Raw genomic sequence first — 25,163 nt, 5'->3', positions numbered from 1 at the left:
GTTGGGATGAGCCTTCTGCAAAGCGTTTCGATCTCGCACTCCGAGAGGCCGCATGAAGTCTCCCGGCGCTTGTCTGCCATCAGGGAACTGCCTGCTCGTTGCCTGTCGGTTGCGCTCGCCGCCACGCGCTTTCTATGGCGCAGCCTGCAGCCCGGTCCTCGGCTCACGCCCGGTGATCTGCGCGACATCGGCCTGCTGCCGGAACAAAGCCCCAACGCGCCGCTATGGGGACATGGCGGGATCATGTGGCGGCCGTGAACTACGGTTGTCTGGAGGCGCGGATCATGACCAACCGCGCCTTCGAGCCTTCGAGGTACGCGCCTCCGGTCCACCAAGGCGGGCCAAAGGTCAGGCCCGCGTGGCCATACCGGCTTCCCCGCAACCACCCGATGGCCACCCCTGCTCGGTCGGCGGCAACTGCGTGCGCTGCAGAATGTCCGCTGGCCTCCCCCTGACCCTGCTGCGAGCGGTCCACGCTGACCTGCCGGCTGCGAATCTCCGGGGACAACTTCCGATTTTGTCCTTGAACAAAACAGGAACATCATTGATAGTCCCTGCCGGGATCGCTAGGGTCCGCTTCCGGTCGATCGGCCGGTTTGTGGTGAAGTGCGCAGGAAAACGGAGCCTGTCATGGCTGGTAGCGTCAACAAGGTCATTCTGGTCGGCAATCTCGGGCGCGACCCCGAGGTGCGGCGCCTCGGCAGCGGCGAGCCGGTCGTCAATCTGCGCATCGCCACCTCGGAAACCTGGCGCGACAAGCAGTCGGGCGAGCGCAAGGAGCGCACCGAGTGGCATTCGGTGGTGATCTTCAACGAGAACCTCGCCAAGGTCGCCGAGCAGTATCTGAAGAAGGGCTCGAAGGTTTACATCGAGGGCCAGCTGCAGACCCGCAAATGGCAGGACCAGCAGGGCGTCGAGAAGTACACGACCGAGATCGTGCTGCAGCGCTTCCGCGGCGAGCTGACCATCCTCGACAGCCGCGGCCAGGGCGGCTCGGATGAGTATGGCGAGGGCGGCGGTGGTTCCTTCGAGGATCGCTCCTCTGGCGGCGGCTCCTTCGGCCGCCAGAGCCCGATGGGCAGCGGTGGTGGCTCGCGCCAGCCGGCGATGTCTGGCGGCGGTTCGAGCGGTGGTTCCTCGCGGTCCTCGAGCCATCTCGACGACGACATTCCGTTCTAGCCTTCGCGGCGGGCGGGTTTCACACGGGCCTGGTCAATGGAGAGGCGTCTCGCAGGAGGCGCCTCTTTTCATATCTGCGAGATGGGACGCGGGCAGGGATGGTGAGCAGGGCATGCTGAAGCTGGACCATCTCACCGTGATAGCCCCGACGCTCGCCGAGGGCGTCGGGCATGTGCGCGCCTGCCTCGACCTCGATGTGCCCTTCGGCCAGCGCCATCCCTATATGGGCACGCATAACCACCTGCTGCAGCTCGGCGACGGCGTCTATCTGGAGATCGTGGCGCTCGACCCCGAGGGTGAGGCGCCCGGCCGGGCGCGCTGGTTCGGCCTCGACGATCAAAGGCAGGTCAGAGCCGATTGGGGGGAAGGGCGGCGCCTGCGCGGCTGGGTCGCGCGGAGCGATGCGATCGATGCCGTGCTCGCAGGCCGCGGCGGTATCTTCGGCCGCAAGGTCGCGTTTCCCGCGAACGACCCGACCTTCGACTTCGCCATTCCCGACGATGGCTCGCTGCCCCTCGACGGCGCAGCTCCCTCTCTGATCGACCGGCGCGGCAAGCCGCGCTCGATGGCTGGGATCGCCGATCTCGGGGCGCGCCTACGCGGCTTCTCGCTCGCGCATCCGCAACCGGAGACCGTCGCGGCACTCTATCGCGAGCTCGCGGTCGAGGGCGCTCCGGCGCTCACTCAGGCGCAAAGGCTGCGCTATCATGCGCAGATCGAGACGCCGGCCGGGCCGAAGGAACTCACCTGAACACCGCCGCTGCGCGGTGCGTTGCCGGCCGGCCGGATCATCCCGCGGGCTCCCGCGAACCGCAGGGCTGCTGCCCGCTTGCGGCGATGGACAAAGCCGGCAAATTGGCCAATCTCCTCGTTATCGCCACGCTGTCCTGCGAAACCCAGCCATCATGACCATTCACGATCCCGCCGTTCCCGCGCTCTCCGTCTGGGTTGCGCTGGAGAGCCCCACCCATCACGTGCCCGGCGTCAACGGCATGATGGACCTCGTCGCCAGGGAGGTCGAAGGCCTGCCGATCGCCGTCGAGCGCATTCCCGGCCGTGACGGGCTCGGCGACAGCCTGGTGCTGCGCGCCGGCGTCGACAATGGCGAGAAGGCGGTCGCGCTGATGTCGCATCTCGACACGGTTCACCCGGTCGGCACCAGTGCCAAGGACCTGCCGGTCAGGGTCGAGGGCGAGCGGCTCTACGGGCCCGGCGTCTATGACATGAAGGGCGGCGCCTGGCTGGCGCTGCAGGCCTTCAAGGACGCCGCCAAGGCCGGCGCGGCCCGGCGGCCCATGGTCTTCCTGTTCACGCCGGACGAGGAGATCGGCTCGCCGACAACGCGCGGGCTGATCGAGGATATCGGGCGCAAGTCGATGGCGGTGCTGGTCACCGAGCCGGCGCGCGAGGGCGGCCGGATCGTCACGGCGCGCAAGGGCGTCGGCCGCTTCGAGGTGAAGATCGAGGGGCGCCCGGCGCATTCGGGCTCGCGCCATGCCGATGGCCGCAACGCCATCCGCGAGGCGGCGCACCAGATCCTCGCGGTCGAGGGCATGACCGACTATTCGCGCGGCATCACCACCACGGTCGCGCTGGTCGGCGGCGGCACGGCGGCGAACGTCGTGCCGCAGCATGCCTGGTTCAGTGTTGATTGCCGCGTCACCACGGTGGCGGACGGCGTGGCGATGGAACGGCGCATCCTCGGCCTCAAGCCCCATGATCCGGATGTGAAGGTCACGGTCACCGGCGGCATGAACCGTCCGCCCTATGAGAAGAGCGACGATGTCACGGCGCTCTACGAGAAGGCGAGGGCGATCGCGGCCGGCATCGGCTTCGACCTGCAGGACTGCCCGATGACCGGCGGCGGTTCGGATGGTAATTTCACTGCGGCGCTCGGCGTCCCGACGCTGGACGGGCTCGGCATCGACGGCGACGGCGCCCACACCCTGCAGGAATACGGGCTGATCCCGTCGATCGCCCCGCGCCGGGCGCTGATCAAGGGCTTGCTGGAGACGCTTTAGCACTCCGCGTCATGGTCGGGCTTGTCCCGACCATCCACGTCTTCCTTCCTACAATGCGCTGTTCAAGACGTGGATGCTCGCCACAGGGGCGAGCATGACGGGGTGTACCCCCCCTTCCGTTAGCCGGCCAAATCCGCTCTGATCCGCCTCAAGGCCGAGAAACCGGCCGGAGCAAGGGAGCGCGGCATGAAGGGCTGGATCGCGGGCGTGCTGGGTGTCGTCGGGATGGTGGTGACGGGAATGGCGGAGGCTCAGGAGCTGATCGTCGAGAAGAAGATCTTCGAGCTGCCGAGCTACACCACGCAGGGCGGGCGCACGCTGAAGAACGTCAAGGTCGGCTGGGAGAGCTACGGCACGCTCAACGCCGACAAGTCCAACGCGATCCTGATCTGCCATTTCTTCTCGGCGAATTCGCATGCCGCCGGCAAATATGCGGCCTCCGATGCCGCGCCCGGCTATTGGGACGCGATCATCGGCCCGGGCAAGGCGATCGACACCGACAAGTATTTCGTCCTGTCCTCGGACACGCTGGTCAACCTCAACACCGGCGATCCGAAGACCACGACCACCGGCCCGGCCTCGATCGATCCCGATACGGCTAAGCCCTACGCGCTCGACTTCCCGGTCGTGACCATCGGCGATTTCGTCAATGTCCAGAAGGCACTGGTCGAGAGTCTTGGAATCAGGAAACTGGTCATGGTCGCCGGTCCCTCGATGGGCGCGCTGCAGACCTATGAATGGGCCGCGAGCCATCCCGACATGGTCGGCAAGGCGATGGCGGTGATCGGCGCGGCGGAGGCGGATGCCCAGCTGATCGCCTGGCTCGATGTCTGGGCAGCGCCGATCCTGGTCGACCCCAATTGGAACAAGGGCGATTATTACGGCAAGACCCCACCCAATGCCGGCCTCGCCAAGGCGCTGACTGCGGTGACGCTGCAGGCCAATCACGGCGACTGGACCAATGGCACCTTCGGCCGCCGCCCGGCCAAGGAGGGCGACGATCCGGCCAAGGCGCTCGGCAACAAGTTCCAGGTCCAGAGCGTGCTCGACAATGCCGGCGAGGCACGCGCCAAGCTCTCGGACGCCAACCATTTCCTCTATCTGGTCAAGGCGAACCAGCTCTATGCCGCGGGGGGCAAGTCGCTTGCCGACGGGATGAGCCGGATCAAGGCGCCGCTGCTTATCGTCAGCCAGCCGAAGGATCTGGTCTTCCCGGACGAGATGATCCAGCGCACCGTCGCCGAGGCGAAGAAGGCCGGCCGCGACGTTTCCCACGTCACTATCCAGGGCACACGTGGCCATCTCGACGGGGTGATCTCCATGAAGCAGGCGGAAGGGGCGGTGAAGGCGTTCCTCGAGAAGTGAGGCGGGCTCGCTTGGGAGAGACCACGGTCTCGCTGCAGGAGGTCACGGCCGAGACCGTGCGCACGATCTGCGAACTCGCGCCGCACGGGGCGCAAAGCGGCTTCGTCGCGCCCAATGCGGTCTCGATCGCGCAGGCCCATTTCAATCCGGCCGCGGTGTTTCGTGCCATCTATGCCGACGAGGAGCCGGTCGGCTTCATCATGTGGCGGCCCGGCGATGACGGCGCGAGTTGCTTCCTCTGGCGCTTCATGATCGACGGGCGCCATCAGGGCAGAGGCTATGGGCGCGAGGCGATCGCGCTCTGGCTGAAGGTCCTGCCGTCGCAGGGATATAGGCTGGCGCAAACCAGCTATGTACCCGGCGATGGCGGGCCGCACGGCTTCTATCTGGCGCAAGGCTTCGTCGATACCGGCGAGACCCGCGCCAATGGCGAAAGGGTCATGGAGCTGGCGCTGTAGAAGGTCGAGGGACGCTGCTGCGCAAAGTGCTTGCGACGAGCCTGGGGGAGCTTGGAACCGATCGCAGCAGCCTCATCCGCCCGGTTCGAATGGCCGCGCCTCGCCGGCCTGGCTCAGCCACTTTCACCGAGCCATTCCAGAACCTGCTCGCGCAGCGGGTGCGGCGTGCGGGTCGCCGGGGACAGGATCGTCAGCCGATCGCCGCTCGGCATCGCATCAGCGAAGGGCGTGGCCAGCCGGCCCTGGGCCAGGAGCGGCGCGACCAGGCTCGCGCGGCCGATCAGGATGCCGGAGCCGCCGAGCGCGGCATCGAGCGCCAGCGCATAGAGCGAGTAAGACGGGCCGCGGCCGGCATCGATGCCGGTCACACCGGCATGCCTTAGCCAGCGCGCCCAGTCGCTGCGCCAGACCGCATCGTGCAGCAGGGTCTTGCCCAGGAGATCGGAGGGCGTGAGCAACTGCTGAGCCAGATGCGGCGAGCAGATCGGGGCAAGGCTGTCTTCGGCAAGGGCGAGGGCTCCCGGCGGCGGCTCCGCCAGATAGAACAGAGCGAGGTCGAAGGCCTCGCGCGGCCCGGTTGGCGGTTCCTCCATCGCCGAGATCGAGATCTGCAGCTCCGGAAACTCCTGCTGCAAGGCCGGCAGGCGCGGCGAAAGCCAGAGCTGGGCGATGCAGGGCAGGGCGGCGATGGCGAGCGCCTGACCGGTATGGCTTGCGCGCAGATCGTGCACCGCGAGCGAGAGCGCCTCGAAGGCGGCGCTGAGGCGCGGCTGTGCCTGCCTGCCGGCGTCCGTCAGCGCGACACCCTGGGGCAGGCGACGGAACAGCGGAAAGCCGAGGAACGCTTCGAGCTGGCGGATCTGCTGGGCGATGGCGCCGGGCGTGACGCCGAGTTCCTCGGCGGCGCGGGCGAAGCTTCCTAGCCGGCCCGCCGCCTCGAAGGCGCGCAGCGCGTTGAGCGGCGGCATGGGCGGGCGCGGCGGTGCGACGGGCATGGATCGGGTTCGCTGGCTCAGACCTAGATTTCCTAGGCCTTCCGGCGACGATAACTGGTTTGCGCGGCGCGTGCCAAGCCGTTCCAATGGCGCCACGAAACACGGGGTTGGGGCAGGGCAGGCGGATGAGCGCGAAACTGGCGAGGCGGGACTGGGTGCCGGCGGCGAGCGAGGACTATGTCCTGCGTATCGCCGGGGAGGTCGCCGGGCAGGACCGGGCGGCGACGGAGGCGCGGCTGGCCGGGCTCGTTGCCGAGAACCGGGCGATCCATGAGCGCGACTGCGTCAACCTCAATCCGGCGACCAATGTGATGAACCCGCGTGCCGAGGCCGTGCTCGGCCAGGGCATGGGCGCGCGGCCCTCCCTCGGCTATCCCGGCGACAAATACGAGATGGGGCTGGAGGCGATCGAGCAGATCGAGATCGTCACCGCCGAGCTCGCTGCCGAGGTCTTCGGCGCGGGCCATGCAGAGATCCGGGTGCCATCCGGCGCCATCGCCAATCTCTATGTCTTCATGGCCGCGGCGAAGGCGGGCGACTGCATCATCGCGCCGCCACCGGCGATCGGCGGCCATGTCACTCATCACGGCGCCGGCGCGGCCGGGCTCTACGGCATCGTTACCCATCCTGCCCCGGTCGATGCGCAGAACTACACGGTCGATCTCGACAAGCTGCACGCGGATGCGCTCCGGTTGAAGCCCAAGCTGATCAGCATCGGCGGCAGCCTCAACCTGTTCCCTCATCCGATCCGCGAGATCCGCGCCATCGCCGACGAGGTCGGCGCGATCGTGCTGTTCGACGCGGCCCATCTCTCCGGCATGATCGCCGGCCATGCCTGGCAGCAGCCGCTGGCCGAGGGCGCCCATGTCATGACGATGAGCACCTATAAGAGCCTGGGCGGGCCGCCTTCGGGCCTGATCGTCACCAATGACGCGGCGATCGCCAAGAAGCTCGACGCCATCGCCTATCCCGGGCTGACCGCCAATTTCGACGTGGCGAAATCGGCGTCGCTGGCGATCACGCTGATGGACTGGCAGGAGTTCGGGCGTGACTATGCGCAGATGATGGCGGCGACGGCCAAGGCGCTGGCAGACGCGCTGGTCGAGCGGCAGGTGCCGGTCTTCGCACGCGAGCGCGGCATGACCCAATCGCACCAGTTCGCCATCGAGGCGGGCGCCTATGGCGGCGGCCAGGCGGCGGCGAAGCGGCTTCGCGCCGCCAACATCCTGAGCTGCGGCATCGGCCTGCCGATCGCGGAAGTGCCGGGAGACGTGAACGGGCTCAGGCTCGGTACGCCGGAGATCGTGCGCTTCGGCATGAAGCCGGAGCATATGCCGGAACTTGCCGGCTACATTGCCGACGGCTTGTCAGGTGCGCGCCCGGCCGAGACGGTGGCGCAGGAGGTGAGCGGCTTCCGCAAGCTTTTCACCAGTTTGCACTATATGCGCTGAGGCCGGTGCCGCGCGGCCGGCACGGGTAGAAAAGCCCCTCATCCTGAGGCGCAGCCGAAGGTTGCGTCTCGAAGGATGGTCCAGCTGCTTCCGGAGCCTCCTGAAGCATCCTTCGAGACGCCATTCCTGTCGGAATGGCTCCTCAGGATGAGGGCTGTGGGATGGGTAGGCCAGCTCCGAATGACTGCGCCGCTAACCCTCGACCAGCTCGATCGCCGAGCGGATCGCCGTGGCGTAGCCGCGGGCGCCGAGGCCGGCGATGATCGCGGTCGCGGCGAGCGAGACATAGGATTTGTGGTAGTGCGCCTCGCGGCGGTGGATGTTGGAGATGTGGAGCTCGATGATCGGGCCCGGGAACATCTTCAGCGCGTCGAGGATCGCGATCGAGGTGAAGGAATATGCGGCGGGGTTGATGATGATCGCGCTGCCTTCGTCGATCGCCTCATGGATCCAGTCGACCAGCTCGTATTCGCGGTTGCTCTGCCGGAACTCGACCGGCCAGTCGCCGGCCGTCTCACGGCACATGGTCTCTACCTCGGCGAGCGTGGTCTTGCCGTAGATATGCGGCTCGCGCTTGCCGAGGCGATTGAGGTTCGGCCCGTTCAGGACATAGATCGGCTTGTTCACGGCAGCACCTGTTCGTGGTTTCCGTTCATCGGCGCTCAGCCCTGGTAACCCATCAGCCGGGGCAGCCAGAGCACGAGCTCGGGGATGAAGGTGATGAGGGCCAGCGCCACCAGCATCGCCCCGAGGAAGGGCATGCATTCGCGGACGATGTCGCGCAGCGGGACGCCGGTGATGTTGGTCATGACGAAGAGCAGCAGGCCATAGGGCGGGGTGATCAGTCCGAGCATGATGTTGACCACCACGACGACGCCGAAATGTACCATGTCGATGCCGAGCGCCTTGGCGGTCGGGATGAAGACCGGCACGACGATCAGCAGGATCGCGGTGCCTTCGAGCAGGCAGCCCAGGACGAGCAGGATCAGGTTGACCAGGATCAGGAAGCCGATGGGCGAAAGATCCCAGCCGGAGAGGAAGACCTTCAGGCTCTCCGGGATGTTCTCGATGGTGACGACGTAGTTGAAGACCAGCGCGCCGGCGATCAGCATGCCGATCGAGGCGGTGGTGCGGGCGCTGTAGGCGAGCGAGGCGTAGAAGGCGCGCAGCGAGACGCTGCGGTAGAGCAGCACCGAGATCGCCAGCGCATAGGCGGCGGCGACCGCTGCGGCCTCGGTCGGCGTCGTCGCGCCGCCATAGATGCCGCCGAGCAGCACGACCGGCATCATCAGCGCCGGGAAGGCGCGCCAGGTGATGCCGGGTAGCTCGCGCAAGGGCACAGGAGCCTCGACCGGGAAATTGCGGCGGCGTGCGGTGGCGCCGATCAGGCTCATCTGCGCCAGGGCCATCAGCAGACCGGGGATGACGCCGCCGAGGAAGAGGAAGCCGATCGAGGCATCCGAGACCAGGGCGTAGAGCACCATCGGGATGGAGGGCGGGATGATCGGCCCGATGACGGCCGTGACCGCCGTCAGCGCAGCGGCGAAGCTCGGCGGGTACTTGCCGTCCTTGGTCATCATCGCCTGCATCATCCGGCCGGTGCCGGCCGCGTCGGCGATCGCGGAGCCGGACATGCCGGCGAAGATGACGCTCTGGACGACGTTGACCTGGGCGAGGCCGCCGCGGAAGCGGCCGACCAGCGCATCGCAGAAGCGCAGCAGCCGCTCGGTCATGCTGCCGATGTTCATCAGCTCGGCCGCCAGGATGAAGAGCGGCACGGCGAGGATGACGTAGTTGGTGTACATGCCGTTGAGCAGTTGCTCGGCGGCGATGGAGAGGTCCTGGCCGGCCAGCAGCAGATAGAAGATCGAGCCGGCGATCATGGCGTGGCCGATCGGCAGGCCGAGCAGGCCGATCGGCAGGCCGAGCAGCGACAGGGCGACGATCGTCGCGATGCAGAGGGCGAAGGGACTCATACGCCGGAGCCCGCCTTGGTCGGGTCGAAGGCTTCCGGTGCCTTGCCGCGCAGGGCCTGCGTGCAGAGCCAGAGATAGCGCACGATCGCGGCGACCGCGAAGGCGATGTAGATCGAATAGACCCAGTTGAAGGGCAGCTTCAGATAGGCGGTGCGCTCGACCTTCATGAAGGAGACGTAGTCCGCCATGGCCGGCAGCGAGATCGTGTAGAGCACGATCAGCGGCACGGCGGTGACAACCGCCATGACGCGCCGGGCCCTAGGGCCGACGGCGCCATAGATGATGTCGAAGCGGATCTCGTCGCTCTCGCGGGTGACGAAAGCGGCGCCGAACAGCACCAGCCAGAGCCAGAGCAGGACGCTGATCTCATGCGTCCAGCCGATCGGCAGGTTGAAGACGTAGCGGAAGACGATCTGCACGAGGAACACGGCGAACATCGCGCCGAGCATCAGCACGAGGACATTCTCGGCGCGGCGCGCCAGCCAGGCTCCGAGCGGTTTCAGCGAGCGCAGCATCGGTCCTCCCGTGAAATTCGGCCCGCCGACCCCTCAATCGGCGGGCCGCGCCTCGGCGGGCCGCGCCGGCCCCAAGGAGGCCAGCGCAGAAACTGGATCGCCCGGCCACTGGCCGAAGGCGGGTGACGACAGAGCCCACGCCAGTCAGCCCACCGAGCAGGCTGACCGGATCATGCGTTCCCGATCGATGGTTCAAAAGGTGGAGCTTCCGGCCGGACCCGTATCGACCCGGCCGGAGCGGCTCTAAAGCGCGTTGATCTTGTCGAGCATGCCCGGCGTCCAGCCCTTGGCGAGGTCGGATTCCAGGTACTTCTTCTGGGCGAAGTCGCGGAAGGCCTTGAGGTCGGGCGTGTAGACCTCGAGCCCCTGCTTCTTGAAGAAGTCGGCGAGCTCGACCTCCTTGGCGAGGTGCTCCTTGGTACTCCAGTCGATCGCGGCATCGGCGGCGGCCTGGAAGGCGGCCTGCTTCTTCGCATCCATACCGTCCCAGACGCGCTTGGTGACGCAGAGCAGGTCGAAGCCGACGAGATGCGAGGTCAGCACGATCTGCGAGGAGACCTCGTAGAACTTCATGTTCTGGACGTTGGGCAGCGGGTTGTCCTGGCCGTCGATCGCGCCACTCTGCAGGCCGGTATAGACCTCGGCATAGGCCATCGGCGTCGGGTTGGCGCCGAGCGACTGGCCGAGGAACTGCCAGGCGTCGCCGCCGGGCATGCGCAGCTTGATGCCGGCCATGTCGGCGGGGGTGTTGATCTTCTTCTTCGGCTTCAGGCCGACCTGGCGGGCGCCGAAATAGGTCGGCCCAAGGATTTTGATGTTGAGCTTGTCCTCGGCCATCTTCTTGAGCTCGGCGCCGACCGGGCTGGCGAAGACCTTCTTGAGATGGTCGGCGTCGCGGAAGAGATAGGCGGAGGTCACGATCGACCAGGCCGGGATCTGGTTCGAGACGTCCTGCGGCGCGATGTTCCCCATTTCGAGGTTGTTGCGCTGCATCGCCACCAGCTCGGTGCCCTGCTTGAACAGGTTGCCGCCGTAATAGGGCTGGAGCGTGAAGTCGTCTTTGATGGCCTCGCCGAACTTCTTCATCATCTCGGCGCGGATGTCCTGCTCGGAGAACACCGCGGAGAAGCGCAGATTGGGTTTGCCTTGGGCCATGGCCGCACCGGTGAAGCCAACCGTCGCCGCGGCGGCGCCGCCAGCGAGCAGAGCGCGCCTGTCGAGCTTGAATGTCATGCCGATCCCTCCTGCATGGCGGCTTATGGTGCCGCCTGTCGCGGCGCACTATCGCCACAGCTCGGCACAGGCGCAACCTCGATTTTCAGTTTCGTATGATGTTTTTGGTTTTGCCGGATGATTGTGCAATCCGGCGGCACTGCGCTAGCATTGGCCGGCGGCACGGGGCGGGAGCTTCGGCGCCGGCATGATCCGTTCACCCGCATCGAGGCCGTGAAGATGCTCAACATCGCCCCGCCGGACGCGTCTGTCGGAGAGCTGGCCTATCGCCGCATCCGCGCCGACATCATCTTCGGCAGGCTGGCGCCCGGGCAGAAGCTCAAGCTGGAGGTGCTGCGCGAGGGCTATGGCGCCAGCGTCAGCACCTTGCGGGAATTGCTGAACCGGCTCGCCTCGGAAGGGTTGATCGCGGCCGAGGGTCAAAAGGGCTTCATGGTCGCGCCGGTCTCGGCGACCAATCTGCGCGAGATCGCTGCGATGCGGCTGCTGCTCGAAGGGCATGCGCTGGCCCAGTCCTTCGCTGCGGGCGACATGGAGTGGGAAGGGCGGGTCGTCGCCGCCCATCACAAGCTCGCCCAGATGGAAAAGCGCATGCTCGACAAGGGCCGGGCCGATGCCGAGCTCTGGAAGCGCTATGACTGGGAGTTCCACCACGCGCTGATCTCGGCCTGCGGCTCGCAAGTTCTGCTCGATACGCATGCCGCGATCTATGACAAGTATCTGCGCTACCAGATGGTCGCGGTGATCTTTCGCGGGCAGATCGCGGCCGAGGAGCACCAGATTCTGCTCGACTGCGCGCTAAAGCGCGATCAGGAGCGCGCCGCCGCCGTGCTCGGCACCCATGTCAACGCCTGCGTCGAGCACACGCTGGCGCTGGGGATGCTTGGTTAGGTTTCGACGGCCTGCTCCTCGCCCGCGTTGTTCCTCCGTCTACCCGCGCCGTCATCCCGGACAAGCGGCTTCAGCCGCGTCGATCCGGGATCCATGCCGGGCCATTTTTCGGGAAAGTTCAGGCATGGGTCCCGGGTCTCCCTCCGGTCGCCCGGGACGACTTCTGAAATCGGTCTGAGCGCCTTCGCTTCAGCTCCCGGCCCGGCCATAGCGTTCCTGCATCTCTGCGCGCAGGGCGTCCTCGCCGATCGCCTGGCCGCCGCCCAGCCAGACCGACGCGACATTGCCCGCGTCGTCGCGTTCGAGCCGGGCCGGCTCGCCGGGGCTGTTGAAGGCCGACGCCCTGACGATGCGGCCGCGATCGGGCGCCTCGATGGCAATCTCCTGTGCATCGAGGAAGGGCGTGAACAGGGCCGGATTGGCGCAAAGCACCTTGCTTTCGACCGGAACGAGATCGGCCGCGCCCCAGATCGTCCACCAACGTCCACTCCAATCCTGCGTCGCCTTGGAAGGGGCGCCGTGCTCGCAGAAGGCCTTGAGGATGTGCACGATGCCGTCGAGCCAGGGATGGGCGAGGCCGTCGATCGCATTGGTCAGGACCGAGACGGTCAGGTCATGCTCCGGCAGGATCACGGTGCGGGTGATGAAGCCCTGGAAGCCGCCGGAATGGCCGACCCAGTGCCAGCTTCCTTCGCCGCCGGATATGGTGCCGAGCCCGTAATGCCGGCCGAGGCTGCTCTCGCTGTCGGGCCAGAGCCGACGGGTCATCTCGCGCCGGCTGAGCGGGGAGAGGATGCTGGATTCGGCGCGCGGCGAAAGCTGCGCAAAGTAGCGGGCGACATCCGCGGCGGTGGCGACGAAGCCGGCGGCCGCCGTCATGGCGTTGCCGGGATTGTCGGCGGGGATCACCACGCGCCGGCCGAGCGGCTGGGTGCCGCTATGGCCCTTGGCCATCGGGCCGGTCCAGAGGCCGATATCGGGCTGCGTCTCGCGCAGGCCGGCGGGGATGACGATCTCGCGGAGAATCCAGTCGGGATAGGCTTCGCCGGTCACCGCCTCGATCACCAATCCGAGCAGGGCGAAGCCGTGATTGGAGTATTTCAGGCGCTGGGCAGCCGGGTAGACCGGCGGCTGGGCAAGGTCGGTCAGCAATTCGTCGCGGCGGCGATAGGGACGACGATCGAAGAACTGGCTGGAATCGGCGCCGTCGCGAACGAGGCCGGCGCTGTTGGAGAGGAGCTGGGTGAGAGTGACCTTCGCGACGTCCTCGTGCAGGCCCGGCACATAGGCGCCGACCTTGTCGTCGAGGCGCAGGCGGCCGGCCTCGGCGAGGCGCAGCAGGCCCGCGGCGGTGAAGCTCTTCGAATGCGAGGCGATGCGGAAGCCGTGCCGCGGCGTCAGAGCCTCGCCGCTGGAAAGATCGGCCTTGCCGAAGGCGGCCTCGAGCACGATCTCGCCGCCGCTGGCGACGGCCACCGCGCAGCCGGGCTGGTCGTGATGGCGGCGCTGGAAGGCGAGCCAGCTTCCGATATAGTCGAGGGCGGCGGGCAACCAGGGTTTCATCGCTAGACCTATCCTTCGAGCCGGTTCAGCGGGAACATGTCACGCGCGGCGCCGTTGCGTCAGGTGCTCCGGCGGATGGGCCCATGCAGGTCGCGCTCGTCCGGGCGAGATGCCGTTTCGCTTGCTCTCGCCGGCCTCGCATGGCATCCGTCCGCCCAACGCAAAAGGATCGCCCACGTGGACAAGACCGAACTCGCCAAGCTCGAAGCCTATCTTCGCCGCACCTTCTCGAACCATCAGATCAGCGTACGGGCGCGGATGAAGAAGACCGATTCCGCCGAGGTCTACCTCGCCGACGAGTTCATCGGCATCATCCATGTCGACGACGAGGACGGCGACCGTTCCTTCAACTTCACCATGGCGATCCTCGACGTCGATCTCGACGACTGAGGCTTCTAAGGCTCTGTGGAAACGTGCTTTTCCGCTAGGCCAAGCTCGTCATTCCGGAGACGCGGCGAAGCCGTGTAGCGCCGGAATCCATCTTCGAACGCCGGGGTCCTGCGATGGATTCCGGCGTTTCGCTTTGTCCCAGCCAGAGCGACGGCGCTAGGAGCGTGCGGCGGTCCTAGCGCACCAGCCGGTCGACTGCGCGGCGGACGCCGCCGAGCATCAGTTCCCAATCGGCGATGATGGCGCGCGGGAAGCGGATGTTCACATCCATGCCGCGATGGCGGAAGGTCACGCGGCAAAGCTCGTCGAGCCCCGAGGCCGGCACCGCGATCGGGCAGCGCGCCGCAAAGCCGCGACCGTCGGGCACCGAGACGAACAGCTCGTCGCCCTGATAGGGAGAGCCCTTGCGGAAGCCGCGGACCACGAGACCGCCCGGATTGGACCAGACCGTATTGGTCAGGAAGCGCGCATAGACCGAAAGCTGCGTCGCCGGTTCGTTGACCTTGTCCTGCGGGCTCAGGGTCACCAGCAACCGGCTACGCGTCTCCGGCGTGACCGGGCCGAGGCTCGGCCAGTCCAGCCGCAGCCGCGCCATGCCGACGAGGCGCCCTTCTTCCGAATCGGCGCCGGTCAGATTCTCGGGGATCGCCAGCACGGTGTCGCCGACGCGCGTCGCCTGGAGCTCGTTGCCGGTATCGGCCGGCTTCCGCGTCGCCAGCAAGGCGAGACCGGTGCCGGCGGCGCCGAGGAAGAGCACGGCTACGGCGAGGCGCAGCAGGGCCCGGTCGCCGCTCGGCAGCACCGGAGGCGGCCGGCGCTGCAGGCGGGTGCGGATCAGCGTCGCGACATCGGCGGCGCCGTGACCGGGGTAATGGCGTTCCGGGGGGGCGTGCAGGCTCATGATCAGGGCATCCGGGATGGCCGCCGCTGCGGCCTTCCCAAGACTGAACCAGAGCGCGCTTAACGGCGCGTAAACCATGTTCGCCGGGGCGGCCTCGAAAGGGGCGAGGTCGTCATGGTTAACCAAAGGTTACGATCCCGCTTTCCGCTTTGGCCTGCCTGCGGCATGGTCGGGCATCGCCAGTAGCGTAAGGCCCGTGTCCCCGTGTCGCTCGAACCCGCCGCCGTCGAGGCGCTGAAATCGCTGTTCATCGGCTTCGCCTTCGCCGGGCTGTTGGCCAGCGCCTTCGAATTGTTCACGCAGCGCCGGGCCGGCTTCGAGCTGCTCGAGACTGGTGGGGTGAGGGCGGTGGCGAGCGTGCCGGTCGTGGTCTTCAGCGCGCCCTTCCTGATCCTGCGCAACACGGTGCGTGGCCGGCGCATCGAGGGACGGCCCTTCTTCTTCGTGATGGCGGCGAGCATGATCGCCTCGCTCTGGAGCCTGATCAGCGGGCGCGTCGTGCTCGACCTCCTGTTGATGCTCGGCGCGGCTTGACGGCAGGGGCGCCGGGCTTGCATTCCTCGTCGCCTGTTAACGAGGATCATGCCCATGCCGCTCTATTCGCTCGATGGAACCGCGCCGGAGACAGCGCCGGAGGGGGAATGGTGGCTCGCGCCCGACGCCCATGTCATCGGCCGGGTCCGCCTCGGCCATGAAGTCGGGATCTGGTTCGGCTGCGTGCTGCGCGGCGACAACGAGTGGATCGAGATCGGCGAACGCTCGAACATCCAGGAAGGCTGCGTGCTGCACACCGATATGGGCTTCCCGCTCACCATCGGCGCCGGCTGCACGATCGGTCACCGGGCGATCCTGCATGGCTGCACGATCGGCGAGAACAGCCTCGTCGGCATGGGCGCGACCATCCTCAACGGCGCCAAGATCGGTCGCAACTGCCTGGTCGGCGCCAATGCGCTGGTGACCGAGGGCAAAGAGTATCCGGACAATTCGCTGATCGTCGGCTCGCCGGCCCGGGCGCTGCGCTCGCTCGACGAGGCGGCCGTCGAGGGGCTGCGCCGGGCCTCGACCGGCTATGTCAAGAACTGGAAGCGCTTTGCCGCCGGCATGAAGCAGGTCGGCTGAACGCCGGCCGGCCAAGAGGCCGCGGGCGCTACCCGGCGAAGCGCTCGCGGTAGGCCTGCGGGCTCGCCCCGAGCCGGCGCAGAAAGGCGCGGCGCAAGGTCTCCTCGGAGCCGAAGCCGCAGCGGCGGCCGGCCTGGGCGACGGAAAGCCCCTGTTCGAGCAGGCGGCGCGCCGTCTCGATCCTGATCTCCTCGACGGCGCGAGCCGGCGTGCGCCCGGTCGCCTGGCGATAATGCCGGGCGAAGCTGCGCAGGCTCATATTGGCCTGCCCGGCGAGGGCCTCCAGCGAGAGGTCGCTGCGCAGGTTCTCGACGATCCAGCCATGCAGCCGGTCGAAGCGCTCATCCTTCTCCTGCAGGGTGAGCGCGGCGCTGAACTGCGCCTGGCCGCCGGGGCGCTTGAGGAAGACGACGAGCTGGCGCGCGATGGCGAGCGCGGGCTCGCGGCCGAGATCGGCCTCGACCAGTGCGAGCGCGAGGTCGATGCCGGCGGTGACGCCGGCCGAGGTCCAGACATCGCCGTCGCGGACATAGATCGGGTCGGGCTCCAGCCGCACCGCAGGGAACATCGCCCGGAATTCATCGCAGCGGCCCCAATGCGTCACGGCGCGCCTGCCGTCGAGCAGGCCGGCCGCAGCGAGCAGGAAGGCGCCGCTGCAGACCGAGGCGACACGCTCCGCTGCCTTGGAGCGCTGCCTGACCCAGTCGACTAGGGCGGGGTCGCTACAGGCGGCGTTGACTCCATAGCCGCCGGCGACGACCAGCGTGTGCAGCGGTGCGGACGGCTCCGGGAGCGGCGCTGCGCCGAGCTCCAGCTTCGCGCTGGTGACGACGCGGCCCTCTGCCGCCACCACCGCGGTCTCATAGGGTAGCGGGCATCCGGCGACATGCGCGAGGTCGTTGGCGGTGGCAAAGACCTGCAAGGGCCCGGCAACGTCGAGCAATTGCCCGCCGGGGAAGGTCAGGATTTCGATGCGGCGCTGGTTTGGCATGAAGCGAGGGATGCTTGGCAGTTCGGCCAGATCATCTCTCTGTAGGGTGCTCTCGTCAACCAGGAGATCATCCCATGTCGCTCAGCTTCGGCATCCTCGTCTTCCCGCAAGTCCAGCAGCTCGACCTGACCGGCCCCTATGAGGTCTTCGCCTCGGCTCCGGATGCGCAGGTGCATCTGATCTGGAAGGACACCGCGCCGCTCAAGGCCGCGACGGGGCTGACGCTGACGCCGACCACGACCTTCGCCGACTGCCCGCCGCTCGATGTGCTCTGCGTGCCGGGTGGTGCCGGGGTCAACGCCCTGCTGAAGGACGAGGCCGTGCTCGCCTTCCTGCGCGAGCGGGCAGGGCAGGTGCGCTATCTCACCTCGGTCTGCACGGGATCGCTGGTGCTCGGCATGGCCGGGCTGCTGAAAGGCAAGCGCGCGACCAGCCACTGGAACGCGCATGATTTCCTGGCGCGTTTCGGCGCGATCCCGACGCAGGGGCGCGTAGTGCGCGACGGCAATCTGATCACCGCTGGCGGCGTCACCGCCGGCATCGATTTCGGGCTGACGGTGATCGCAGAATTGCTCGGCGAGGAGGAGGCGCAACTGATCCAGCTCTCGCTCGAATACGCGCCGGAGCCGCCTTTCAAGGCCGGCACGCCGCAGGAGGCGCCCGAGGCGATCCTGGCTGCGGCGCGGCGGCGCCTTGCCGGCTCGCGCGCCGCACGCGAAAAACTGCTGGCGGCGTCGTGAGCCGCGGCTGATCCGGAGCGAGCATGGCCGACGAACGCAGCATCCTTCTGTTTTCCTACGGCACGCTGCAGCAGGAGAACGTCCAGCTTTCCTCGTTCGGGCGGTTGCTCGACGGCCATGACGACGCCATGCCGGGCTATTCCCAGACCATGCTGGAGATCACCGATCCCGAGGTGATCCGCGCCAGCGGCAAGCGCTTCCATCCGGTGGTGGCGCCGAGCGACGACCCGGCCGACAGCGTGCCCGGCAAGGTCTTCAGCATCAGCGCCGAGGAACTCGCGGCGGCCGACCGTTACGAGGTCGCCGACTACAAGCGCATCAGCGTCCGGCTCGCCTCGGGCAAGGAAGCCTTTGTCTACGTCAAGGCCTAGTGCCGCTGCGGCAGTTCGGCTGATAGACAAGTTTCCGGGGCATCGCTATCGACGGTGCAGGAGAGCCCGTCCTTGAGCGCAGCCGAGTCCGTCAGAACAAGGTCGATCAGAACGAGGTCCTGGGTTGCGATCGCAGCGGCCTATGTGCTCGTGCTGCAGGGGCTGTTCGGCGCGGTTCTGTCCGGGCAGAGCCTTGCGCCGGCGCTGCTCGACCGGACGATCCATCTCACGCTGTGCGCGCCGGGCTCCGAGAGCCTGCCGCTGCCGGGGGAGGAAAGGACGCCGCACCTGCCGGCGTGCTGCCTGCTCGGCTGCGCCTGGATCGGCGCGGCCCATGCGCCGCCGGTTCGGGCCGCGATAGCAGAGCGAGCAGAGCCCAGTGTCGAGCCCGTCAGCTTCGGCGATCTCATAGCGCCGCCGCTGCCCGGGCAGGAGCGGCTCGCCGCCCGTCCTAGAGGTCCTCCTCACCTGACCTGACGCCGCAGCGGCCTTTTGGCCGCCCTGTCGCAATGACCGAAGCTCCGCCCAATCCCAGTCGCCGGTGGAGCGTCGGCAGGTCCATCGAGGAATTCAGCAATGACCGCTCACGCGGATGTCCAGACGCGCGCCAATTCCGGCCGCGCCTTCGCCTTGTCGTCGGAATTCAAGGCCTTCATCACGAGGCTGCACTTCTATGCCGGGCTGCTCGTCGGCCCCTTCATCCTGATCGCGGCGCTGACCGGCACGCTCTATGTGCTGACGCCGCAGATCGAGAGCCTGATCTACCGCGAGCAATTGACAGCAACGAGCGCGGGCGAGCCTGCTTCGCTCGCCGCGCAGGTCGAGGCCGCGCGCCGGCATATCGGCGAGGGGCCGCGCTTCTTTGCGATCCGCCCGGCGCCGCGATCCGGCGAGACCACACGGGTGATGTTCGCGCAGGCGAGGCTCGGTGATTCCGAGAGCCGGGCGATCTTCGTCGATCCGGTCTCCCTGGCGGTGAAGGGCGACCTTATCGCCTATGGCACCAGCGGCATCCTGCCGTTCCGAACCCAGCTCGACTATCTGCACCGCAATCTTCTGCTCGGCGAGTTCGGTCGCAATTACAGCGAGCTGGCCGCATCGTGGCTCTGGGCTGTGGTGTTCGGCGGCATCCTGATGTGGTTCTGGCGACGCCACCCGAAAGCGGCCGAGCGCGCCCGCAACAACCCGGCGCTACGCGACCGGCGCTGGCATGGGCTGATCGGCCTGACGCTTTCGCTCGGCCTCGTCTTCCTGTCGGTGACGGGGCTGACCTGGTCGAAATATGCCGGCGATCGGATCGACGCGCTCCGGGCCAATCTCGGCTGGGTGACGCCCTCGGTCTCGCTGAAGCTCGGTGCCGCGCCTGCAGCGGGTGGCGAGCACGCCCACCACGGCGATCACGGCCCTTCGGTGGGAGGCGCTGCTCCCGGCAGTGTCGGCCAGCTCGACGCCGTCTTCGCGGCGGCGAAGGCAGCGGGGATCGATTCCGGGCATGTCGAGATGCGGCCGCCGCGCGGCGAAGGCCAGGCCTGGCTGGTGCGGGAGTATGACCGGAGCTGGCCGACGCAGGTCGACACGCTCGCACTCGACCCGCGCGACCTCGCCGTGGTCAGCCGGGCCGATTTCGAAGCCTTTCCGCTGGTCGCCAAGCTGGTCCGCTGGGGGATCGACGCGCATATGGGCGTCCTGTTCGGCTGGCCCAACCAGTTGCTGATGGCGCTGCTCGGCCTCGGGCTGATGGTGGCGACCGTGCTCGGCTACCGGATCTGGTGGCGCCAGCGGCCGGCGCCCGGTGGGCTGCCGAGCACGCTCGTTGTCGCCTGGTTGCGGCTGGGTTGGCCGGCTCGGACGGCAACAATCGGGATGGCTGCGGCCTTGGGCTGGGCGCTGCCGCTGGTCGGCGTCAGCCTGACGCTGTTCTGCCTCGTCGATCTCGTCCGCTGGCGGCTCTCCAGGCCGGCCTGAGCAGCCGAGCATGGAGCGCGCGTCGGCGGTCTCTGCCCGGCGCGGCTCAGCCGCGGCGCCGGGGACATGGGCCCTCGCGCAGGCTAGAGCGGGCGGTCCCGCAACGCCTTGTAGGCAGCTTCCTTTGCGCTCTGGGCGAGCGCTTCCGTGGGATAGTCCTGGCCGCGGAAGCGCCATTTGTCACGCAGCAGCCCGGCCTTGCCGACCGGCTCGGCGGCGAGCCTGGCGAGTTCGACCTCGCGTGCCTGGCGCCTTGCCTCAAGCGCCGCGGCCGCCTCTGCCGCCGCGCGCTCCGCGCCCCGGCGTTCACGCTCGTCCTGCTGCTCCCGAGTGATCTCGACCCAGCGCTGCGCGACCACGACGAGGCCTTCGGTATAGGGCGCGCCATAGCCGACGCCGTAGCCGCCCCAGTTCGAGCGGTCGAGCGAGACCATGTACTGGCTGGCGGCGTAGTAGTAGCTGGCGATCAGCGGCGTGACCGCCTTGATCTCCCAGCCGCCTTCGCTGAGTTCCGCTGCCAATGCAGCGAGCTGCTCGTCCAGCGCCGCCCTGTCGGGAACGACATGGCCCCATTGGGCGTCGCCCTTGCTGCCCGTGCTTTCGTCCTGGCTGCCGCAATAGAGCCGATGCGTGCAGGTCTCGAGGATGCGAGGCATGCTCAGATGTCGCCCATCTCTTCGAAAACGAGGCGCGAATGGGCGCCGGTCGTGCCGATGATGGCGCAGGAATTCCTGTCGCGGCGGGGCGCTGGGCCGGTGAGCACGATCCGCGAGCCGAAGCCACGCGGATTGTTCTCCATTACGCCCGAGACCGGATAGGGCGCCGGCTCGCAGCCCTTCTTGAAGACATAGGCGGTGCCGTTGATGCGCTTGCCCGAGAAACGGCCTTCGAACAGCACCGTGCCGCGGCGGACCGTGCCCGTGATCGCGGCCTTGGGCTCGTCATAGACGATCCTGCCGGCGCTCTGCTCCAGCACCATGGCGGAGCCGTTATGGTCCCAGAGCGAGCCGTCGAGGCCGGCGGCGGAGCCGGGGCTGACGGCGGTGGCGAGTGCGAAGCAGGCGGATAGGATGACGAGGCGCATATTGATCTCCCGATGCAGCCTCGTCTTAGCCGCAGGGCGTAAGCTTTTGTTCTTCCCACGCCTTTCAAGTCGAGCGAGCGGATTTACCACTCCTTAGTTCGCGGCCGTGCTGCGCCGCTGTGCTGTCCCGCCTGCGGGGAGCTAGCCGCCGCCGACGACCGCGCGCACGCCGTCGATCACGAACTGCACGGCGAGCGCCGCGAGGATGACGCCGAGCAGGCGCGTCAGCACGACATTGCCGGTAACCCCGAGCAGGCGCGCGATCGGCACGGCCAGGAAGAAGACGGCGAGGCAGGAGAGAATGACGAGCCCGCAGATCACGGCGAGGGAGGTGAGCATCGCGACGTCGCCGCCGGCGCGACCGGCGAGCAGCATGACCGCGGTGAGCGCACCGGGCCCGGCCATCAGCGGGATCGCAAGCGGGAAGGCGGCGACATTGCGGATGTGATCCTGGGTGATCGCTGTCTCGGCGGTCGCCTGCTTGCGCTCGTTGCGGCGCTCGAAGACCATCTCGAACGAGATCCAGAACAGCAGCAGCCCGCCGGCGATGCGGAAGGCCGGCAGCGAGACGCCGAGCGCCTTCAGCACGAGGTCTCCGGCCAGGCCGAAGAACGCCATGATGCAGAAGGCGATCAGGCAGGCGCGGATCGCGACCTGGCGGCGCTCGTCATTGGTCATGCCGCGGGTCAGCGACAGGAAGATGGGCGCGAGCCCCGGCGGGTCGAGCGTCACCAGCAGCGTGACGAGGGCGGAAGTGAGATATTCGACGAACATCCGGCGACCTTACGCATGCTGCCGCGCCGGCGTCACGCGCGAAACATGGCGAGATTGCGGTAAGCCTGCGGAACCGATTCAGGAACGGGCGGTAAAGCGCTGAAAAATCAGAGACTTATTTTCACTGGATTGTCTCGCCTTTTGCTGGCTTCGGCGCACGGAATCGGATAGCCAGAAAGCTGAAAAACTGGGTTGAATCGGGGCATTTTCCCTTGAGCGAAGACAACGACGACAAGCGCGACGACGGCTCGCAGTTCGGTGGCGACATCAAGCCGATCGCGATCACCGACGAGATGAAGAAGAGCTATCTCGATTACGCGATGAGCGTGATCGTGAGCCGCGCTCTGCCCGATGTCCGCGACGGCCTGAAGCCGGTGCACCGGCGCATCCTGTTCTCGATGCACGAGAACAAGAACCTGCCCGAGCGGCCCTACACCAAATGCGCCCGCATCGTCGGCGACACGATGGGTAAGTACCATCCGCACGGCAATCTCGCGGTCTATGACGCGCTGGTGCGCATGGCGCAGGACTTCTCGCTGCGCCTGCCGCTGATCGACGGCCAGGGCAATTTCGGCTCGATGGACGGCGACAGTGCGGCGGCCGATCGCTACACCGAGGCGAGGCTCGACAAGGCGGCGATGCCGCTGCTCGAGGATCTCGATCTCGACACGGTCAACTTCCAGCCGAACTATGACGGCAAGGAGCATGAGCCGACGGTCCTGCCGGCGCGCTATCCGAACCTCCTGGTCAACGGCGCCGGCGGCATCGCCGTCGGCATGGCGACGAACATCCCGCCGCACAATCTCGGCGAGGTCATCGACGCCTGCATCGCGCTGATCGAAAATCCCGAGATAACGATCGACGAGCTGATCGAGATCGTGCCCGGTCCCGATTTCCCGACCGGGGCCTTGATCATGGGCCGCAGCGGCATCCATTCGGCCTATCACACCGGCCGCGGCTCGATCATGATGCGCTCGAAGACGCATATCGAGGAGCTTCGCAAGGAGCGCGAGGCGATCGTCGTCACCGAGGTTCCCTATCAGGTGAACAAGGCGACGATGGTCGAGAAGATCGCCGATCTCGTCCGCGAGAAGCGGATCGAGGGCATCTCCGACCTGCGCGACGAGTCGAGTCGCGAGGGCGTGCGCGTCGTCATCGAGATCAAGCGCGATGCCGTCGCCGATGTCGTGCTGAACCAGCTCTACCGCTTCACGCCGCTGCAGACCTCGTTCGGCGCCAACATGGTGGCGCTGACCGGCGGAAGGCCCGAAGTGCTCAACCTCCGCGACTTCATCTCGGCCTTCGTCGAGTTCCGCGAAGAGGTCGTCTCGCGGCGCACGCGCTATCTGCTCAACAAGGCGCGCGAGCGCGCCCATGTGCTGTGCGGCCTTGCCACCGCCGTCGCCAATATCGACGAGGTCATCCGCCTGATCCGCACGGCGCCGACGCCGTCGGCTGCGCATGAGGCCCTGATGGCGCGCGACTGGCCTGCCGAGGACATCGCGCCGCTGATCGCGCTCGTCGACGATCCGCGCCATCCGATGAACGCCGACGGCACCTATCGGCTGTCCGACGCCCAGGCAAAGGCGATCCTGGAGCTGCGTCTCGCCCGCCTGACCGCACTCGGCCGCGACGAGATCGGCGACGAGCTTGCAAAGCTCGCCAAGGAGATCGCCGACTATCTCGACATCCTGCGTTCGCGCCAGCGCATCCAGGAGATCATCAAGACCGAGCTCTCCGAGGTGAAGGCTGCGTTCGCCACGCCGCGTCGCACCGAGATCATGGACTGGGGTTCCGACCTCGACGACGAGGACCTGATCGCCCGCGAGGACATGGTCGTCACCGTCAGCCACGCCGGCTATATCAAGCGCGTGCCGCTCTCGACCTATCGGGCACAGAAGCGCGGCGGCAAGGGCCGCTCGGGCATGGCGACCAGGGACGAGGATTTCGTCACCCGGCTCTTCGTCGCCGACACCCATACGCCGATCATCTTCTTCTCCTCGCTGGGCCAGGCCTACAAGGAGAAGGTTTGGCGCCTGCCACTTTCGGCGCCGAATGCGCGCGGCAAGTTCCTCAACAACATGCTGCCGCTCGACCAGGGCGAGCGCATCACCACGGTGATGCCGCTGCCGGAGGACGAGGAGAGCTGGGGCCGTCTCGACGTGATGTTCGCGACGAAGAGCGGCAATGTCCGCCGCAACAAGCTGTCCGACTTCGTCCAGGTCAACCGCAACGGCAAGATCGCGATGAAGCTCGACGAGGGCGATTCCATCGTCGACGTGCAGATCTGCTCCGAGCATGACGACGTGCTGCTGACGACGGCTGAAGGCCAGTGCATCCGCTTCGCCGTGCCCGAGGTGCGCGTCTTCAAGGGCCGCGACTCGACCGGCGTGCGCGGCATCAACCTCGCCAAGGGCGACGAGGTGATCTCGCTTGCGATCCTGCATCACCTCGATGCCACGGCCGACGAGCGCGCCGCCTATCTGAAGCTCGCTTCGGCGGCGCGGCGTGCCGTGACCGGTGATGGCGAGGAGGCGAGCGCACCGGCCGCCGATGCGGAAGAGGCCGTCGGCGACATCGAGCTCGGCCAGGAGAAGTATGCCGAGATGGGCGCTTCCGAGCAGTTCATCCTGACCGTGTCGGAGAAGGGCTACGGCAAGCGTACCTCGTCCTTCGAGTACCGGGTGACCGGGCGCGGCGGCAAGGGCATCGTCGCCATGGTGGTGAACGAGCGCAACGGCAAGCTGATCGCCTCCTTCCCGGTCGTCGACACCGACCAGATCATGCTGGTCACCGATGGCGGCCAGGTGATCCGCGTGCCGGTCGATGCCGGGCCCAACAATCGCATCCGTATCGCCGGCCGCTCGACCCAGGGCGTCACCGTGTTCAACACCCATGGCGACGAGAAGGTCGTCTCGGTCGAGTGCATCGGCGACGCCGGCGAGGATAGCGAAGGCGAGGCGGAGGCCGAAGGCGGCGAGGGCGGCGAGGGCGGTGACGCCGGAGAGGCCGGCGGCGAGGCCTGAGCAACCCCACCTTCGCTACGAAGCTGGACGCATTATCGGGGCGCCGCTGCCTGGCCAGGCAGCGGCGCCCCGTTTCGTTCGGCTGTCTTGAGGGCGCAAGCCGGGTCGTGGGGAATGGCCGGCGCAGCGTGTGTCGGCCGGATACGCCCGATCGT

At 67.4% G+C, this 25,163-nt stretch carries 27 protein-coding genes; 16 read left to right on the top strand and 11 right to left on the bottom strand.

Annotated features, from left to right (window positions below; genetic code table 11):
- Nucleotides 1-6 precede the first annotated feature (6 nt).
- The 6 genes from DK26_RS28905 to DK26_RS07170 all read left to right on the top strand — a co-directional run bounded on the left by DK26_RS28905 (nucleotide 7) and on the right by DK26_RS07170 (nucleotide 5,023).
- Nucleotides 7-258: a hypothetical protein gene (locus DK26_RS28905; RefSeq protein WP_157089550.1), complete on the top strand. Its 252-nt coding sequence runs from the start codon at nucleotides 7-9 to the stop codon at nucleotides 256-258.
- Between the two features lie 372 nt (nucleotides 259-630).
- Nucleotides 631-1,179 carry a single-stranded DNA-binding protein gene (gene ssb / locus DK26_RS07190; protein ID WP_066469796.1) on the top strand — a complete coding sequence of 183 codons (549 nt, stop codon included), beginning with the start codon at nucleotides 631-633 and terminating at the stop codon, nucleotides 1,177-1,179.
- A 112-nt stretch (nucleotides 1,180-1,291) separates the two neighbouring features.
- A complete protein-coding gene (locus DK26_RS07185) occupies nucleotides 1,292-1,930 on the top strand; it encodes a VOC family protein (RefSeq protein WP_066469794.1) in 639 nt (212 codons plus the stop codon).
- A 154-nt stretch (nucleotides 1,931-2,084) separates the two neighbouring features.
- Nucleotides 2,085-3,200: a M20 family metallopeptidase gene (locus tag DK26_RS07180; RefSeq protein ID WP_066469791.1), complete on the top strand. Its 1,116-nt coding sequence runs from the start codon at nucleotides 2,085-2,087 to the stop codon at nucleotides 3,198-3,200.
- Between the two features lie 186 nt (nucleotides 3,201-3,386).
- A complete protein-coding gene (locus tag DK26_RS07175) occupies nucleotides 3,387-4,565 on the top strand; it encodes a homoserine O-acetyltransferase (RefSeq protein ID WP_066469789.1) in 1,179 nt (392 codons plus the stop codon).
- An 11-nt stretch (nucleotides 4,566-4,576) separates the two neighbouring features.
- Entirely contained in the window at nucleotides 4,577-5,023 is a 447-nt protein-coding gene (locus DK26_RS07170) for a GNAT family N-acetyltransferase (RefSeq protein WP_066469787.1), read from the top strand.
- 113 nt (nucleotides 5,024-5,136) lie between these two features.
- Here DK26_RS07170 and DK26_RS07165 read toward each other — a convergent pair whose 3' ends face one another.
- On the bottom strand, nucleotides 5,137-6,018 hold the full coding sequence (locus DK26_RS07165; RefSeq protein ID WP_066469786.1) for a LysR substrate-binding domain-containing protein: 882 nt from the start codon (nucleotides 6,016-6,018) through the stop codon (nucleotides 5,137-5,139).
- 125 nt (nucleotides 6,019-6,143) lie between these two features.
- Here DK26_RS07165 and DK26_RS07160 point away from each other — a divergent pair, with 125 nt between their 5' ends.
- The gene (locus DK26_RS07160; protein ID WP_066469785.1) at nucleotides 6,144-7,469 is read left to right on the top strand and encodes an aminotransferase class I/II-fold pyridoxal phosphate-dependent enzyme; all 1,326 of its coding nucleotides are present in this window, start codon (nucleotides 6,144-6,146) and stop codon (nucleotides 7,467-7,469) included.
- Nucleotides 7,470-7,661: 192 nt separating this feature from the next.
- Here the strand turns inward: DK26_RS07160 and DK26_RS07155 are convergent, their stop codons facing one another.
- The 4 genes from DK26_RS07155 to dctP all read right to left on the bottom strand — a co-directional run bounded on the left by DK26_RS07155 (nucleotide 7,662) and on the right by dctP (nucleotide 11,193).
- Nucleotides 7,662-8,096, bottom strand: a complete 435-nt coding sequence (locus tag DK26_RS07155) for a type II 3-dehydroquinate dehydratase (protein WP_066469784.1) — start codon at nucleotides 8,094-8,096, stop codon at nucleotides 7,662-7,664.
- Nucleotides 8,097-8,131: 35 nt separating this feature from the next.
- Nucleotides 8,132-9,445 carry a TRAP transporter large permease gene (locus DK26_RS07150; protein WP_066469777.1) on the bottom strand — a complete coding sequence of 438 codons (1,314 nt, stop codon included), beginning with the start codon at nucleotides 9,443-9,445 and terminating at the stop codon, nucleotides 8,132-8,134.
- The gene (locus DK26_RS07145; protein ID WP_066469775.1) at nucleotides 9,442-9,960 is read right to left on the bottom strand and encodes a TRAP transporter small permease subunit; all 519 of its coding nucleotides are present in this window, start codon (nucleotides 9,958-9,960) and stop codon (nucleotides 9,442-9,444) included. The genes DK26_RS07150 and DK26_RS07145 overlap by 4 nt, the downstream gene beginning before the upstream one ends.
- 243 nt (nucleotides 9,961-10,203) lie before the next feature.
- On the bottom strand, nucleotides 10,204-11,193 hold the full coding sequence (dctP, locus tag DK26_RS07140; RefSeq protein WP_066469773.1) for a TRAP transporter substrate-binding protein DctP: 990 nt from the start codon (nucleotides 11,191-11,193) through the stop codon (nucleotides 10,204-10,206).
- A gap of 219 nt (nucleotides 11,194-11,412) precedes the next feature.
- Between dctP and DK26_RS07135 the strand changes: the two genes are divergently transcribed.
- The gene (locus DK26_RS07135; RefSeq protein ID WP_066470214.1) at nucleotides 11,413-12,084 is read left to right on the top strand and encodes a GntR family transcriptional regulator; all 672 of its coding nucleotides are present in this window, start codon (nucleotides 11,413-11,415) and stop codon (nucleotides 12,082-12,084) included.
- A 189-nt stretch (nucleotides 12,085-12,273) separates the two neighbouring features.
- On the opposite strand, the gene DK26_RS07125 is transcribed toward DK26_RS07135, so the two are convergent.
- A complete protein-coding gene (locus DK26_RS07125) occupies nucleotides 12,274-13,647 on the bottom strand; it encodes a serine hydrolase domain-containing protein (protein WP_066469763.1) in 1,374 nt (457 codons plus the stop codon).
- Between the two features lie 177 nt (nucleotides 13,648-13,824).
- On the opposite strand from DK26_RS07125, the gene DK26_RS07120 reads away from it, so the two are divergent.
- Entirely contained in the window at nucleotides 13,825-14,037 is a 213-nt protein-coding gene (locus DK26_RS07120) for a DUF3126 family protein (RefSeq protein WP_066469761.1), read from the top strand.
- Nucleotides 14,038-14,212: 175 nt separating this feature from the next.
- Here DK26_RS07120 and DK26_RS07115 read toward each other — a convergent pair whose 3' ends face one another.
- Nucleotides 14,213-14,938, bottom strand: a complete 726-nt coding sequence (locus DK26_RS07115; RefSeq protein WP_157089549.1) for a hypothetical protein — start codon at nucleotides 14,936-14,938, stop codon at nucleotides 14,213-14,215.
- A gap of 204 nt (nucleotides 14,939-15,142) precedes the next feature.
- On the opposite strand from DK26_RS07115, the gene DK26_RS07110 reads away from it, so the two are divergent.
- Together DK26_RS07110 and DK26_RS07105 are read left to right on the top strand one after the other, a co-directional pair.
- Nucleotides 15,143-15,472, top strand: coding sequence for a hypothetical protein (locus DK26_RS07110; protein WP_066469756.1), 330 nt, complete (start codon nucleotides 15,143-15,145; stop codon nucleotides 15,470-15,472).
- Nucleotides 15,473-15,526: 54 nt separating this feature from the next.
- Nucleotides 15,527-16,057, top strand: a complete 531-nt coding sequence (locus DK26_RS07105) for a gamma carbonic anhydrase family protein (protein ID WP_066469752.1) — start codon at nucleotides 15,527-15,529, stop codon at nucleotides 16,055-16,057.
- Between the two features lie 28 nt (nucleotides 16,058-16,085).
- On the opposite strand, the gene DK26_RS07100 is transcribed toward DK26_RS07105, so the two are convergent.
- On the bottom strand, nucleotides 16,086-17,048 hold the full coding sequence (locus DK26_RS07100) for a helix-turn-helix domain-containing protein (RefSeq protein ID WP_066469750.1): 963 nt from the start codon (nucleotides 17,046-17,048) through the stop codon (nucleotides 16,086-16,088).
- Between the two features lie 74 nt (nucleotides 17,049-17,122).
- On the opposite strand from DK26_RS07100, the gene DK26_RS07095 reads away from it, so the two are divergent.
- The 4 genes from DK26_RS07095 (at nucleotide 17,123) to DK26_RS07080 (ending at nucleotide 20,124) form a co-directional block, all read left to right on the top strand.
- Complete coding sequence (locus DK26_RS07095) at nucleotides 17,123-17,788, top strand: DJ-1/PfpI family protein (protein WP_066469742.1); 666 nt, start codon at nucleotides 17,123-17,125, stop codon at nucleotides 17,786-17,788.
- Nucleotides 17,789-17,811: 23 nt separating this feature from the next.
- The gene (locus tag DK26_RS07090; protein ID WP_066469739.1) at nucleotides 17,812-18,159 is read left to right on the top strand and encodes a gamma-glutamylcyclotransferase family protein; all 348 of its coding nucleotides are present in this window, start codon (nucleotides 17,812-17,814) and stop codon (nucleotides 18,157-18,159) included.
- A gap of 72 nt (nucleotides 18,160-18,231) precedes the next feature.
- Nucleotides 18,232-18,636: a hypothetical protein gene (locus DK26_RS07085; protein ID WP_066469735.1), complete on the top strand. Its 405-nt coding sequence runs from the start codon at nucleotides 18,232-18,234 to the stop codon at nucleotides 18,634-18,636.
- A gap of 99 nt (nucleotides 18,637-18,735) precedes the next feature.
- On the top strand, nucleotides 18,736-20,124 hold the full coding sequence (locus DK26_RS07080) for a PepSY-associated TM helix domain-containing protein (RefSeq protein WP_066469732.1): 1,389 nt from the start codon (nucleotides 18,736-18,738) through the stop codon (nucleotides 20,122-20,124).
- Nucleotides 20,125-20,207: 83 nt separating this feature from the next.
- On the opposite strand, the gene DK26_RS07075 is transcribed toward DK26_RS07080, so the two are convergent.
- The 3 genes from DK26_RS07075 to DK26_RS07065 form a co-directional block, all read right to left on the bottom strand.
- Complete coding sequence (locus tag DK26_RS07075) at nucleotides 20,208-20,780, bottom strand: hypothetical protein (protein WP_066469729.1); 573 nt, start codon at nucleotides 20,778-20,780, stop codon at nucleotides 20,208-20,210.
- A 2-nt stretch (nucleotides 20,781-20,782) separates the two neighbouring features.
- Complete coding sequence (locus tag DK26_RS07070) at nucleotides 20,783-21,208, bottom strand: hypothetical protein (protein WP_066469726.1); 426 nt, start codon at nucleotides 21,206-21,208, stop codon at nucleotides 20,783-20,785.
- A gap of 141 nt (nucleotides 21,209-21,349) precedes the next feature.
- Nucleotides 21,350-21,982: a MarC family protein gene (locus DK26_RS07065; protein ID WP_066469724.1), complete on the bottom strand. Its 633-nt coding sequence runs from the start codon at nucleotides 21,980-21,982 to the stop codon at nucleotides 21,350-21,352.
- 212 nt (nucleotides 21,983-22,194) lie between these two features.
- Here DK26_RS07065 and gyrA point away from each other — a divergent pair, with 212 nt between their 5' ends.
- Nucleotides 22,195-25,008, top strand: a complete 2,814-nt coding sequence (gene gyrA / locus DK26_RS07060) for a DNA gyrase subunit A (protein WP_066469721.1) — start codon at nucleotides 22,195-22,197, stop codon at nucleotides 25,006-25,008.
- Nucleotides 25,009-25,163: the final 155 nt, after the last annotated feature.

Source organism: Allobosea sp. WAO (assembly GCF_001509835.1).
GTDB lineage: Bacteria > Pseudomonadota > Alphaproteobacteria > Rhizobiales > Beijerinckiaceae > Allobosea.
This window is presented reverse-complemented; position numbering and strand designations above follow the sequence as displayed.